We start from the raw sequence: 13,663 nt of genomic DNA on the forward strand, positions 1-13,663 counted from the left end.
CAGGCTGGTGGACCGGACATGCTGAAACGAATTTCGCGCTGCCAAGGTTTCACGTTGGTAAAAGGACGTTATGGAACGACGGTTTCAGTTTTCGAGTGGACTCAAATAGTTGAAGTACACGTTGCGCAAATGAGCAGCACGGGACGTGCGGACGAATGAAATCGGCTCTTCCGTAGGAGGCGTGGAAGGAGACCGCGCGGGCACCAGTCAGAGGCTGCCAGGCAATTTCTAGTCCGTGCCGGACGCGACCCGGTCGATCTTGCCCGCGAGTTCGAGCCCTTTGTCCTGGCCATTCGGAACCCGGTCGCCGTCGTTAGCCGGCAGGAAGGCCGGCGCGAGGCGAAACCCGCCTCTGCCGAGGCCGCGCTGAACGCGACCGAGGTCGAGGAACTCGCCCGGCTACGGCGCGAGAACAAGCAGTTGCGCCAGGAGCGAGACATCCTCTCTCGAGCAGCGATGGGGGCCCCGGCCTGGTTTGCCCGCGCGACCGGCACGATCCCGTCCGGGTCTTCGAGTTCATGAGGGCAAACCAAGCCACCGTGCGGATGGCCCGCCTGCCCGGCGTCTCGCGGGCCGGCTACGACGCCTGGCTTGAGCGGCCCTCGTCAGCCGACGCCGAGGCGGATGCGGCATTGCTGCGGTAATCGAGGATGAATGCCTTCGCTCCGGTGGCGGTGGTCCGGAGGCCGAAGCCGGCGACTTCGCTGTCATGGAGGATGCGGTTGGCCGAAGGGGGGCAGTGCCTTGACCGGCTTGCCGGTGAGCCGTTCCGTCGTGTCCGTATGGGGCCCGTCCACGAATAATGCCGGACCAACCCAAGGTTGTGCAAGATGACCACTTTTGGCCATTTGTGCCCATGCGTACATGACTGGAAAAAGCCGAAAATCCACGAATTCCCGGGGCTTGGAGCCGAGTTGCCTGCGCGGCCCATGACCTGAAGGTCACAGGTTCAAATCCTGCCCCCGCATTCTATCGGAAGGACCCCCTCGCACCCCGCCGGTGCGAGGGGGTTTTCGCATCCGGCCCCCGGATTGGCGTCGCGCCAAGCCGCTGCTAGCCTTCAGCCAACAAGGAAACCGCCGGTCCGACATCCGCCGAGGAGAATGCCGTGACCGCATCCCAGCAGGACACCACCCGATGAAGCGCCGCGACTTTCTCGCGGTGGCCGCCGCGGGCTTCGCCGCCCCGCGCCTTGCCCTTGCTCAGGGCGCGAAGCTCATGCGCTTCATCCCGCAGATCGACCTCTCCGTTACCGACCCGCATGGCTCGCTCGCCTATGTCACACGCGGCCACGGGCAGATGGTATTCGACACGCTCTACGGCATGGACAGCAACTACCGTCCCCAGCCGCAGATGGTCGAAGGCCATGTCGTCGAGAATGACGGCCGGCTCTGGACCCTGACGCTGCGCGACAACCTGTTCTGGCATGACGGGGAGAAGGTGACGGCGCGCGACTGCGTCGCCTCCATCCGCCGCTGGTCGAAGCGCGATGCGCTCGGCGGCGCGCTGCTGGCGGCGACCGAGGAACTCTCCGCGCCCGACGACCGCCGCATCGTCTTCCGCCTCAGCAAGCCCTTCCCGCTGCTGCCCGCCGCCCTCGGCAAGATCAGCTCGCCCATGCCGGCGATGATGCCGGAGCGGCTGGCCAATATCGACCCCTTCAAGATGATCCCCGAGATCATCGGCAGCGGTCCCTTCCGCTTCCTGGCCGCCGAGCGCGTGCCGGGCAGCCGCAATGTCTACGTGAAGTTCGACAAGTACGTCCCACGCGGCAACGGCACGACCGATTGGCTCGCCGGCCCGAAGGTCGTGCATTTCGACCGCGTCGAATGGACCACCATTCCCGACGCCGCCACCAAGGTCGCCGCCCTGCAGCAGGGCGAGCAGGACTGGTGGGAGAACCCGACGCACGACCTGCTGCCGCTGCTGAAGAAGGACCGCAGGGTCAAGATCGAGGTCATCAACCCGACCGGCGCCGTCAACATGATGCGGCTGAACCACCTGCAGCCGCCCTTCGACAAGCCGGAGGGGCGGCAGGCGCTGCTCTACGCCTTCAGCCAGACCGACTTCATGCAGGCGATCGTCGGCGACGACGCGTCCATGTACCACGTGCCGCACGGCATCTTCTGCCCCAATACCCCGCTGGCGAGCGAGGCCGGGCTCGAGCCGCTGAATGGCCCGCGCAACTACGACAAGGCGAAGCAATTGCTGGCCCAGGCCGGCTATGGCGGCCAGAAGGTCGCGATGCTCGTCGCCACCGACTACGCCCAGTTCAAGGCGATCGGCGAGGTCGCGGCGGATGCCATGGCGAAGATCGGCATAAACGTCGACTACATCGCCACGGACTGGGGCACCATGCTGCAGCGGCGCAGCAACAAGGGCCCGCTCGACCAGGGCGGCTGGTCCTGCTTCAACACGGGCTGGGAAGGCGCGGACCACATGGACCCGTCCAACCACTACGCCGCCCGCGGCAACGGCAACGACCCCTCGGCCTGGCCGGGCTGGTGCGTGGACCAGCCGCTCGAGGACCTGCGCAATGCCTGGTTCGACGCGCCGGACCTTCCCACGCAGCAGCGGATCTGCCGCGACCTGCAGGTGCGGGCGATGCAGGTGCTGCCGAGCGTCCCGGTCGGCCAGTACATCCAGCCTACCGCCTACCGCACCAATGTCACCGGCGTTTCGCGCGGCTTCCCCGTTTTCTGGGGTGTGAAGAAGGTGTGAGGGGATTGGGGGGCGCCTCGCGCGCCCCCCGACCCGTCACGCGGCGGTCTGCGCCTTGCCGCGGGCGATCGCCGCCGCCAGCCCGGCCTCCCGCGTCCGCCGGAACTCCTCCGTCACGTGCGCGAGCTGGTGCGTGTCGAAATGCGCATTGATGGCGTCGCGGAAGCCCTGCAGGTCGGCGGCGCGGTTCAGCGAGCGCTTGGTCAGCTTGATGGCGAAGGGCGGCGCCGCGGCGATGTCCTCGGCCAGCGCCTGCGTCGCGGCCTCTAGCTCCGCCCGCGGCACCACGCGGTTCACCATGCCCACCTTGTGCGCCTCGGCCGCGCCCATGCGGCGGCCGGTGAAGAGGAACTCCTTCGCTTGGCGCAGCCCCATGACATAGGGATGCATCAGCACCTCCACCGCCGAGGCGGCGAGCGTCTTGCAGACCGGGTCGGCGAAGAAGGCGTCCTCGGCGGCCACGATCATGTCGCACATGTTCGCCACCATGAAGCCGCCGGCGATGCAGGCGCCCTGCACGGCGGCGATGGTCGGCTTCGGGCAGTCCCAGATCCGCAGGGAGTATTCGAGGTAGCGCTTCTCCTCATAGGCCCAGCGCTGCTCCACGCTGAAGCCCTGGCGCTTCTCCTGCCCCTCCTTCAGGTCGTGGCCGGCGGAGAAGTGGTCGCCCTTGCCGGCGATGACGATGACGCGGACCGCCTCGTCGGCGCTGGCCGCGCGCAGTGCCTCGTCAAGCTCGTCGAGCAGCACGCTGCTCTCGGCATTGCGCATCTGCGGCCGGTCGTGGAACAGCCAGGCGACGGCGCCGCGCTGCTCCACCGCGATCTGGGTATAGGCCATGCTTTCCTCCCGTTCCGGATGCCGGGGAGCCTGCGGCGCGCGGCCGGCGCGCGTCAATCGCGCTACTTCGTGCCGAACATCCGGTCGCCGGCATCGCCAAGGCCGGGGACGATGTAGCCGTGCTCGTCGAGGTGGCTGTCGATCGCCGCCGTCCAGATCGGCACCTCCGGATGGGCGCCGTGGAAGCGCTCGATCCCCTCGGGCGCGGCGAGCAGGCAGACCAGCCGCAGGTCGTGGCAGCCGCGCTCCTTCAGCCGGTCGATGGCCGCGACCGCGCTGTTGGCCGTCGCCAGCATCGGGTCCAGCACGATCACCAGCCGATCCGCGACATCGGGCGGCGCCTTGAAGTAGTACTCGACGGCCAGCAGGGTCTTCGGGTCGCGGTAGAGGCCGATATGCGCGACGCGCGCGCTTGGCACCAGGTCCAGCATGCCGTCCACGAAGCCCATGCCAGCGCGGAGGATCGGCGCGAAGACCAGCTTCTTGCCCGCGAGCTTCGGCGCCTGCATCGGCGCGAGCGGCGTGGCGATCTCCACATCCTCGAGCGGCAGGTCGCGCGTCACCTCGTAGCAGAGCAGCATGCCGATCTCGTTCAGCAGCTGGCGGAAGCCCTTGGTGCTGCGCTCGGTCTCCCGCATCAGGGTCAGCTTGTGCTGCACCAGGGGGTGGCGGACGACGTGGACGTCCCTCATCGCGGGTCCTTCCGGGGTTGCGGCCAGCAGGATGCCGGCAGGCGGCCGGCGCCGGGAAGGGGGATCGGGCGGGGCGGATGGCCGGGTCAAGCCCGGCCGCGACCATTCCGCGGGCGCCCTGCTCAGACCCGCGCCAGGACGCGGTCCACGAAGGCCTCCGCCGCGCCGAGATAGCCGCGCGGGTCGGTCAGCCGCTCCACCTGCGCCCGGTCGAGCTTCTCCGCCACCTTGGGGTCGCGCAGCAGCGCCTCGGCGAGCGGCACGGACTCGGAGAGCGCGACGTCGCAGGCGTGGTGGACGACGTGGTGCGCCTCGCCGCGGCCCATGACCGGGGCGAGGCCCATCATGACCGCCTCCGCCACGATCAGCCCGCCGGTGGAGTCGAGGTTCCGCTGCATCCGTGCGGGATCCACCGTCAGCCCCTCCGCCAGCACGCGGGTGCAGGCCAGCGCGCCATGCGCCAGCAGGAAGGCTTGGCCGATCGCCAGCGGCTCGGCCTGCCAGGGGCCGGTGCCGCGCTCCTGGTCCTGTGCCATGGCGGCCAGCATCTGCGGCACCAGCGCGTGCACGCCGCGGCTCTGGGCGATGATGTATTCGCAGGAGATGGGGTTGCGCTTCTGCGGCATGGTGGAGGAGCCGCCGCGCCCCTCCTGGTGCGGCTCGGCGACCTCCGCGACCTCGGTCTGCATCAGCAGGATCACATCGGTGGCGATCTTCGACAGGGCCCCGCAGGCCAAGCCCAGGAAGGACACCGCCTCCGCCAACCCGTCCCGGGCGACATGCCAGGGGATGTCGGGCTGGGCGAGGCCGAGCTCCTTCGCCAGTTCCGCCTGCACTGCCAGCCCCTGTCCGCCGAGCGAGGCCAGCGTCCCCGCCGCGCCGCCGAATTCCAGCTTCTCCACCCGCGGGCGAAGCTGCGCGAGGCGCTCGCGCATGGTGACGAGGGGCGAGAGCCAGACCGCGACCTTGTAGCCGAACGTCACCGGCAGCGCGTGCTGCAGGTGGGTGCGGCCGGCCATGACCGTGCCGCGATGCGCGCGCGCCATGCGGGCGAAGCCGGCGATGACGGCCTCGAGTTCGGCGCCGATCAGGCCGAGGGCCTCGCGCACCTGCAGGACCACGCCGGTGTCCATGATGTCCTGGGTGGTGGCGCCCCAATGCGTCCAGCGCCCCGCCTCGGCGCCCGCCAGCGCGCTCAGTTGCTTCACCAGCCCGACCACGGGATAGCCGGTGTTGCGCGTGGCGGCCGCGAGGGCCTTGAGGTCCAGCCGGTCGACATCGGCGGCGGCGGTGATGGTCTGCGCCGCCGCCTCCGGCACGATGCCGAGGCGCGCCTGGGCGCGGGCCAGCGCCGCCTCCACCTCCAGCATGCGGGCGAGGAAGGCGCGCTCGCCCATCACGGCGCGCATGGCGTCGGTGCCGTAGAGGGCGCCGAGGACGGGGCTGTCGGCCGGGTTCACGCTCATCTCAGCCTTCCATCTCCTTCAGCGTCTCCTTGGCGATGCGGAGCGCGGTATTGGCCGTCGGCACGCCGCCATAGGCCGCGACCTGCAGCAGGACCTCGGCGATCTCCTCCGGCGTCACGCCGGTATTCTTCGTGGCGCGCACGTGCAGCCGGAACTCGTCATGGTGGTGCAGCGCCGAGAGGATGCCGAGGCAGAGCAGGCTGCGGTCGCGGACCGAGAGGCCCGGCCGGGTCCAGACGCGGCCCCAGACGCCCTCCAGGATGAAGTCGCGGAAGGGCATGTCGAGCGGCGTCAGCGCCGCCTCGGAACGCGCGACATGCGCCTCCCCCAGCACCCGCTTGCGGATCGTCATGCCAGCCTCGGCCGCCGCGGCGGGGAGGGCGGTGACGGTCTCCATGTGCTGCAGGACGGCGCGCGTCATGGCGTGCTCCTGCTCGAAATTCGGGATATGCGCGGCCTCGGCGATGGTGACGAGGTGGCTGCCGGGGATGGCGTCCTGGATGGCGGCGGCGGCGCTCGGCGGCGTCGAGGGATCGCGGTCCCCGACCACCACGGTGGTGGGGCAGGCGATCTTCCCGATCAGGTCATCCTTCGTGCCGTCGCGCAGCGCGGCGGCGCAGCCGAGCCAGCCCACGGGATCGGTGCCGAGCAGCATCCGCCGCAGCCCCTTGGAGGAGGCGAGGGACTGGTCGAGCACCCAGCGGCCCATGGTCATGTCGGCGACGCCGGCCATGCCCTTCGCGGCGACGATATCCATCCGCTCCTGCCAGGCCGCGGCGCCGCCGAACTCCAGCGCGGTGTCGCAAGGCAGCAGGGACAGCACGCGCCCCGGTGCCATGGCAGCCATGCGCAGGGCGATATGCCCGCCGATGGAGACGCCGCCGACATGCGCCTTCTCGATGCCGAGGCTGTCCAGCACCGCGAGCGCATCGCCGGCCAGCATGGCCATGGTATAGGGGCCGCCGGTCGCCTCGGTCAGGCCGTGGCCGCGCATGTCCATGCGGATGACGCGGTAGCGCTTCGCCAGCGCCTCCGCCTGCGGGTCCCACATGGCGAGCGTGGTGCCGAGCGAGTGCAGCAGCAGCACGGGCGGCGCATTCGCCGGGCCCATGATATTGGCATGCACGGCGATATCGCCGATCTGGCAGAACATGGCGCCTCCTGACTCAGGCCGGTCCAGGGGTCGCTCGACCCCTGGCGGGGGAGTGCAGAGGGGGCAGCGCCCCCTCTGCGGTGGTCAGACCCGTTCGATCACCATGGCGATGCCCTGGCCGACGCCGATGCACATCGTGGTCAGGGCGTAGCGCGCCTTCCGGTTCTGCAGCTCCTGCGTCGCGGTCTGCACCAGCCGCGCGCCCGACATGCCGAGGGGATGGCCGAGCGCGATGGCGCCGCCGTTCGGGTTCACGTGCTCGGCGTCGTCCGGCAGGCCGAGGTCGCGGGTGACGGCCAGCGCCTGCGCGGCGAAGGCCTCGTTCAACTCGATGACGTCGATCTCGGAGAGGCTGAGGCCCGCCTTCTCCAGCACCCGGCGCGTCGCCGGCGCCGGGCCGAAGCCCATGATGCGCGGCGCGACGCCGGCGGTGGCCGTCGCGATGACCCGGGCCCGTGGCGTCAGGCCGTACTTCTTCACCGCCGCCTCGCTGGCGACGAGCAGCGCCGCGGCGCCATCGTTCACGCCGCTGGCATTGCCGGCGGTGACGCTGCCGCCTTCCTTGCGGAAGGGGGTCGGCAGCTTTGCCAGCGCCTCGAGCGTCGTGTCGGGCCGCAGGTGCTCGTCATTCTCCACGCGGATGGGGTCGCCCTTGCGGCGGGGGATCTCGACGGCCGTGATCTCCTGCGCGAAGCGGCCGCTGGCCTGGGCCTTCCCGGCCCGCTGCTGCGACCGCCAGGCGAAGGCGTCCTGGTCGGCGCGGGAGACCTGGAAGTCCTGCGCGACGTTCTCGGCGGTCTCCGGCATCGAATCGACGCCGTATTGCGCCTTCATCTTCGGGTTGACGAAGCGCCAGCCGATCGTGGTGTCGTAGATCTCCGGCGCGCGGCCGAAGGCCTCGGCCTGCTTGCCCTGGACATAGGGGGCGCGGGTCATGCTCTCGACGCCGCCGGCGATCATCAGCTCCGCCTCGCCGGCCTTGATGGCGCGGGCGGCGATGCCGACGGCATCCATGCCGGAGCCGCAGAGCCGGTTCACCGTGCTGCCCGGGATGCTGTCCGGCAGCCCCGCCAGCAGCAGCGCCATGCGGGCGACGTTGCGGTTGTCCTCGCCGGCCTGATTGGCGCAGCCGAAGATCACGTCCTCCACCGCCGCCCAGTCCACGCCCGGGTTGCGGTCCTTCAGCACGCGCAACGGGATGGCGCCGAGGTCGTCGGTGCGGACGGGGGCGAGGCCGCCGGCATAGCGGCCGATCGGGGTGCGGACGGCGTCGCAGATGAAGGCCTCGGCCATGACGTTCTCTCCCGTGCGGATGGGCCGCGAACATCCTGCGACGGCGGGGGGCGGTCAATGGCCGGGGGCGGGAGCCTGCCAAGGCGGCGCGGCAGGTCGGAAACCCAATAACCCGGCAGGTCGCTATGACGCTACTGTTTCAGCGACGAGGAGCGCATGCCATGGGCAAGTCGCCTCATCGCCGGCCCTGCCGGGGCTGCGAGGCCGGCCATGGGCTCGGTTTCGAGCCTGCGGTCGCCTTCCAGCCGATCCTGGACATGGACCGGGGCGGCGCGGTGATGGCCTATGAGGCCCTGGTGCGCGGGCCCGATGGCCAGGAGGCCGGCTGGGTGCTGGACCAGGTGCCGCCCGGGCGGCTCTATGCCCTGGACAGCGCCTGCCGGATCGCGGCGGTGGAGGAGGCGGTGCGGCTCGGCCTGGCGGCGACCGGCGCGAAGCTGTCGGTGAACGTGCTGCCGAGCGCCATCCTCGACCCCGCGACCTGCATGCGCACGACGCTCGCCGCCGCGGAGCGCACCGGCTTCCCCACGGGGCAATTGCTCTTCGAACTGAGCGAGCAGGAGAAGGTCGCCGATCCGCGGCACCTGCAGCGGGTGATCGCCGGGCTGCGCTCCATGGGCTTCACGGTGGCGATCGACGATTTCGGCGCCGGCAATGCCGGGCTGTCTCTGCTGGCGGACCTCACGGTGGACATGGTCAAGCTCGACATGCACCTGGTCCGCCATTGCGACGCGGACCGCAGGCGGCGGGTCATCCTGGAGAGCATCACGGTCGCCTGCCGGGCGCTCGGCATCGCTGTCGTGGCCGAGGGCGTGGAAACCGGGGCGGAGTACCGCACGCTGCGCGGGATCGGCATCGGGTTGGTGCAGGGCTTCCTCTTCGCGCGGCCCGGCTTCCGGCATCTGCCGCAGGCGGTCCTGCCGGAGGGCTGACCGCCGGGGCCGCCAGGGGGGTCTCGCCACCGGACAGCTATGCCAGCACCCGCACCAGCCAGAGGCTGAGCGCGGGGAAGGCCACGCACAACCCCAGCCGCAGCAGGTCCGCCGCGAGGAAGGGCAGCACGCCACGATAGGTCCGCGCGATCGGCACGTCCCGCGCCAGCGAGGAAACGACGAAGACGTTCAGCCCGATCGGCGGCGCGGTCAGGCCGATCCCGACCACGACGAGGACCAGGATGCCGAACCAGATCGCCGTCTCCTCCGTGCTGCCCAGGCCGAAATCCAGCGCCGTCACCACCGGGAAGAAGATCGGCAAGGTCAGCAGGATCATCGCCAGCTCGTCCATGACGGCCCCCAGCACGATATAGGCCAGCAGCAGCAGCGCCAGCACGCCATAGGGCGGGTAGCCCTGCTCGCCGATCCACAGCGCCAGCAGCTCCGGCGCCTGGGTCAGCGCGAGGAAGGCGTTGAACACCTCGGCGCCGAGTAGGATGACGAAGATCATGGCCGTGGTCTCGGCCGTGGCCAGCAGCGCCGCCACCGCGCCGCGCAGGTCCAGCGTGCCGCGCAGCGCGCCGACCGCGAGGGTCGCGATGCAGCCGATGGCCGCGCTCTCGGTCGGGGTGAAGACGCCGCCATAGATGCCGCCCACGACGACCAGCGCGATCAGCAGCACCGGGACCACGTTGCGCATCGCCCGCGCCCGCGCCTCCCCCGTCACCCGCGCGCCTGCCGGCATCAATGCGGGGCGCAGCCGCGCCAGGAGGGCGAGCACCAGGACATAGGACAGCGTCGCCAGCAGCCCGGGGATCAGCGCCGCCATGAAGAGCCTGGCGATGTTCTGCTCCGTGCTGATGGCATAGACCACCAGGATGACGCTCGGCGGGATCAGGATGCCGAGCGTGCCGCCGACCGCTATGGTCCCGGTGGACAGGCCGGGATCGTAGCCGTAGCGGCGCAGCTCCGGCAGGGCGGCGCGGCCGAAGGTGGCGGTGGTCGCCACGCTCGACCCGCAGACCGCGCCGAAGGCGGCGCAGGCGCCGATGACGCTCATCGCCATGCCGCCCGGCCGGTGGCCGATCAGCGCATTGGCCGCGGCGAAGAGATCGCGCGCCAGGCCGCCCCGCTCGGCGATCGCGCCCATCAGGATGAAGAGCGGGATGACCGAGAGGGTGTAATTGGCAAAGAGATGCCAGGGCGTGGTCTTCAGGTAGTTCAGCAGCGTCGGCAGGTCGACGATCCACAGATACCCGCCGGCGCCGACCAGCAGCATGGCGAGGCCGACGGGGCAGCGCAGCGCGATCAGGCCGAGCAGCGCGGCGAAGCCCAGGGCGGCCTGCAGGAATTCCGGCGCCATCAGCCGCGGCCCCGCGCCAGCCGCAGCGTCCAGTACAGGCCCGCGACCGCCGTCGCGGCGAAGGCGAGCGCCCCGAGCCCGATGGCCCACCAGGTCGGCAGGCCGAGCACCATGGTGGTGGTGCCGCTCGAGAGCGTCTCCCGCGCGCCGAGCAGCAGCCGCTCCGCCAGCACGCCGGCGGCGCCGACCCAGACCAGGGCCCAGACGGCGTCGATCAGGTCGTTGACCCGGCGTGGCAGCCAGCCCGTGAAGCTGTCCACCAGGATGTTGCTGCGCATCAGCGTCCCGTAGGCGAGGAAGCCCATGACGGCGAGGCCGGAGCCGAGCGAGACCAGCTCGAAATCCCCCGGCACCGGCTGGCGCGTGAGCCAGCGCTGCACCACGCTCCAGGTCGTCAGCAGGGCGGTCGCCAGCAGCGCGGCGCCGCCCGCCAGCGCCAGGCCGCGGGCCAGCCCGGCGACCGGGCCGCGCGGCGGCCCGAAAGGCTCCGCCACCTCAGGCGACGCCCGCGCCGTGCTTCGCCACCAGGGCGCGCGCCTTGGCCAGCAGCGCCTCCCCGTCCAGGCCCTTCTCCTTCGCCTGCGCGACCCAGGTATCGACCACCGGCTTCGTCGTCTCCACCCAGCGGGCCTTCTCGGCCTCGGAGATCACGGTGATCTGGTTGCCGCGCTTGCGCACCTCCGCCTCGACCACCGGCCCGCGCTCGTCCCAGGGGACGGCGGCCATGCGGGCCGCCGCGGCGCCGCTATTGGCGTCGAGCACCTTGCGCAACTCGTCCGGCAGGCCCTCGTACTTCGCCTTGTTCATGCCGAGGATGAAAGTGGCGATGTAGAGGGTCGGGCTGCCCGGGATCTCCGTGTGGAACTTCGCCATCTCCTGCAGGCGGATGGAGGGCACCACCTCCCAGGGCACCACGGCGCCGTCGATCACGCCCTGGGACATGGCTTCCGGGATCTGCGGCACCGGCATCCCGACCGGGGCGGCGCCCAAGGCCCGCAGCGCCTCGCCGTTCAGGCGGGAGGGGAAGCGCAGCTTGAGGCCGCGCAGGTCCTCCATCACCTTCACCTCGCGCCGCGCATGGATCAGCCCCTCGCCATGGCCCCAGACGCAGAGCGGATGGACCTCGCGGAACTCCTCCTTCAACTCGCTATCGGCGAATTCCTGGATGGCCAGGCAGTTCACGATCGCCCGCTTGTGCGAGACGAAGGGCAGCTCGAAGACCTCGATGCGCGGGAAGCGGCCGGGCGTGGTGCCCGGCAGGGTCCAGACGATGTCGGCGACGCCGTCGCGTGCCTGGTCGAAGAGCTGCGGCGGCGCGCCGCCGAGCTGCATCGCCGGGAAGATCTGGATGCGCAGCCGCCCGCCGCTCTCCTGCTGCACCTTCTGCGCCCAGGGCTGGAGGAAGAAGCGGTGGACGTTGGAGACCGCGGGCAGGAAATGGTGCAGCCGCAGCGTCACCTCCTGCGCCCGGGCGGGGCGGGTGATCGCGGGCAGGGCCAGGGCGGCGCCCAGGGCCAGGGCGGTGCGGCGTTGCATTCTTGGAGTTTCCCGAGGCGGTTCGTTGCCAGGCGCGGCGGGCCCGACGCAGTCCACCGAACCCGTCCGGCCCGCCCCGGGGCGCGATATGCCCTCGTCCCGGGACCGGTTCAACCGCTCCCTCTCAGCCGCCCCTGATCGCGTCCACCAGCGCCCGCGCCCGCTCGGCGACGACGCTCGCCGGATCGCCCGGCTTGTAGAGCGAGGAACCGATCCCGAAGCCCGCGGCGCCGGCCGCCCGCCAGGGGCCGATGGTATCCGCCGCCATGCCGCCCACCGGCAGCACCGGCGTGCCCTTCGGCAGCACCGCGAGCAGGGCGCGCAGCACCGCCGGGGAGGCCGCCTCCGCCGGGAAGAGCTTGAGCGCATCCGCGCCGGCGGCGAGCAGGGCGAAGGCCTCGGCCGGGGTGAAGAAGCCGGGCGCGGCGATCAGGCCGCGGGTCTTGGCGACGCGCACCAGCTCCGCATCCGCATGCGGCGTGACGATGAGCTGCCCGCCCGCCGCCGCGACATCGCTGACCTGGGCCGGCGTCATCACCGTCCCGGCGCCGATCAGGGCGCGGTCGCCGAAGTGGTGGACGAGCTGGCGGATGCTCTCGACCGGGCGGGGCGAGTTCATCGGCACCTCGAGCACCGTGATCCCGCTCGCCAGCAGCGCCTCGCCGACCGGCACCGCCTCCTCCGGCGTGAGGCCGCGCAGGATGGCGACGAGGGGGCAGCGGGCGAGCCAGTCGGTCAGGGTCGGGGCCATGGAATCGTCTCCGCGATCAGGGCAAGGCCGCGCGCCACGATGTCGTCCGGCTGGCGCCGATGGGCGAGGCCGAATTCATTGAATGCCATCGCATAAGCTTGCGCCAGGGTTTCGCTGCCCGCGAGATGGATGGGCCCTGTGGGCGCGCCTTCGGCGAGCACCGCCTGGACCTCGTGCCCGATCAGCAGGCCGGAGAGGTAGCTGGCGGTCTCCGTCGCGGCGAGGTCGCCCATGAGGCCGAGGGCGCGGGTGCCGAAGAGGTGGTGCAGCAGCCCGCCCGCCTCCCGCGACCGCCGCAGGCCGCGCCGGAAGGCCGCCTCGGAGACCGGCCCCGGCTCGGCCAGGCGGCCGAGGATGCTGTGCTGCAGCAGGACCGCCCGCGTCTCGCCGGTGAACTGGGTGGCGAAGCCGGCGACGCGCCCGGCCGCGAGGCGGGCCCATTTGCTATGAGTGCCGGGCAGGCAGGCCAGCGCCTCGGCCGTGCCCAGATCGGCGAGCAGCCCGACCAGCTTCGTCTCCTCCCCGCGCATCACGTCCGGCACCCCGCCGGCGTCCCGGGCGGAGAGGCCGGGGACGAGGAAGCAGGCCGCGCCCTCGAAGGCCAGCGGGACCACGGCGGCGGCGATCTCCGCCGGGCCGGCGGGGCAGGGGAGGTAAGGCGCCTCCTGCCAGCCCTGCCGGCTGCCGACCATGCCGCAGAGCAGCACGCGCGTCTCGCCGGCGGCGAGCCAGGGGCCGATCGCCTCCCCCAGCGCGGCGGGGAAGCCGCCCGGCGGGATGGCGAGGATGCCGGCCTGGCGGTCCAGGCTGTCCAGCACGGCGCCGCGGTCGTCCAACCGGTAGGCGCGGAAGGCGGTGGTGCCCCAGTCGATGCCGATCATGCCGGCGGTCTGCGCCCATCCCGCGCCACAGGCAA

Annotated in this window: 12 protein-coding genes; 2 read left to right on the plus strand and 10 right to left on the minus strand. The window is 71.4% G+C overall.

The window, feature by feature from the left end; translation table 11 throughout:
• Positions 1 to 1,137: 1,137 nt before the first annotated feature.
• Positions 1,138 to 2,721 carry an ABC transporter substrate-binding protein gene (locus Q7A36_RS00005; protein WP_305101576.1) on the plus strand — a complete coding sequence of 528 codons (1,584 nt, stop codon included), beginning with the start codon at positions 1,138 to 1,140 and terminating at the stop codon, positions 2,719 to 2,721.
• A gap of 36 nt (positions 2,722 to 2,757) precedes the next feature.
• On the opposite strand, the gene Q7A36_RS00010 is transcribed toward Q7A36_RS00005, so the two are convergent.
• From Q7A36_RS00010 to pcaF, 5 genes are all read right to left on the minus strand, one after another.
• A complete protein-coding gene (locus Q7A36_RS00010; RefSeq protein WP_305101577.1) occupies positions 2,758 to 3,561 on the minus strand; it encodes an enoyl-CoA hydratase in 804 nt (267 codons plus the stop codon).
• 62 nt (positions 3,562 to 3,623) lie between these two features.
• Entirely contained in the window at positions 3,624 to 4,253 is a 630-nt protein-coding gene (upp, locus tag Q7A36_RS00015; RefSeq protein WP_305101578.1) for a uracil phosphoribosyltransferase, read from the minus strand.
• A 122-nt stretch (positions 4,254 to 4,375) separates the two neighbouring features.
• Positions 4,376 to 5,719: a 3-carboxy-cis,cis-muconate cycloisomerase gene (pcaB, locus tag Q7A36_RS00020; protein ID WP_305101579.1), complete on the minus strand. Its 1,344-nt coding sequence runs from the start codon at positions 5,717 to 5,719 to the stop codon at positions 4,376 to 4,378.
• A gap of 1 nt (position 5,720) precedes the next feature.
• On the minus strand, positions 5,721 to 6,872 hold the full coding sequence (gene pcaDC / locus Q7A36_RS00025) for a bifunctional 3-oxoadipate enol-lactonase/4-carboxymuconolactone decarboxylase PcaDC (protein WP_305101580.1): 1,152 nt from the start codon (positions 6,870 to 6,872) through the stop codon (positions 5,721 to 5,723).
• 84 nt (positions 6,873 to 6,956) lie between these two features.
• Positions 6,957 to 8,165, minus strand: coding sequence for a 3-oxoadipyl-CoA thiolase (gene pcaF / locus Q7A36_RS00030; RefSeq protein WP_305101581.1), 1,209 nt, complete (start codon positions 8,163 to 8,165; stop codon positions 6,957 to 6,959).
• Positions 8,166 to 8,326: 161 nt separating this feature from the next.
• On the opposite strand from pcaF, the gene Q7A36_RS00035 reads away from it, so the two are divergent.
• On the plus strand, positions 8,327 to 9,097 hold the full coding sequence (locus Q7A36_RS00035; protein WP_305101582.1) for an EAL domain-containing protein: 771 nt from the start codon (positions 8,327 to 8,329) through the stop codon (positions 9,095 to 9,097).
• 37 nt (positions 9,098 to 9,134) lie between these two features.
• On the opposite strand, the gene Q7A36_RS00040 is transcribed toward Q7A36_RS00035, so the two are convergent.
• The 5 genes from Q7A36_RS00040 to Q7A36_RS00060 all read right to left on the minus strand — a co-directional run bounded on the left by Q7A36_RS00040 (position 9,135) and on the right by Q7A36_RS00060 (position 13,628).
• On the minus strand, positions 9,135 to 10,460 hold the full coding sequence (locus Q7A36_RS00040; protein WP_305101583.1) for a TRAP transporter large permease: 1,326 nt from the start codon (positions 10,458 to 10,460) through the stop codon (positions 9,135 to 9,137).
• Positions 10,460 to 10,954, minus strand: coding sequence for a TRAP transporter small permease (locus Q7A36_RS00045; RefSeq protein WP_305101584.1), 495 nt, complete (start codon positions 10,952 to 10,954; stop codon positions 10,460 to 10,462). The genes Q7A36_RS00040 and Q7A36_RS00045 overlap by 1 nt, the downstream gene beginning before the upstream one ends.
• A gap of 1 nt (position 10,955) precedes the next feature.
• Positions 10,956 to 11,996 carry a TRAP transporter substrate-binding protein gene (locus tag Q7A36_RS00050; RefSeq protein WP_305101585.1) on the minus strand — a complete coding sequence of 347 codons (1,041 nt, stop codon included), beginning with the start codon at positions 11,994 to 11,996 and terminating at the stop codon, positions 10,956 to 10,958.
• Between the two features lie 124 nt (positions 11,997 to 12,120).
• Positions 12,121 to 12,747 (minus strand): 2-dehydro-3-deoxy-6-phosphogalactonate aldolase, encoded by a 627-nt coding sequence (locus tag Q7A36_RS00055; RefSeq protein ID WP_305101586.1) that lies wholly within the window; start codon positions 12,745 to 12,747, stop codon positions 12,121 to 12,123.
• A complete protein-coding gene (locus Q7A36_RS00060) occupies positions 12,732 to 13,628 on the minus strand; it encodes a 2-dehydro-3-deoxygalactonokinase (RefSeq protein ID WP_305101587.1) in 897 nt (298 codons plus the stop codon). The genes Q7A36_RS00055 and Q7A36_RS00060 overlap by 16 nt, the downstream gene beginning before the upstream one ends.
• Between the last annotated feature and the right edge of the window lie 35 nt (positions 13,629 to 13,663).

The sequence above is a fragment of the Paracraurococcus lichenis genome (genome assembly GCF_030657435.1).
Lineage (GTDB): Bacteria > Pseudomonadota > Alphaproteobacteria > Acetobacterales > Acetobacteraceae > Paracraurococcus > Paracraurococcus lichenis.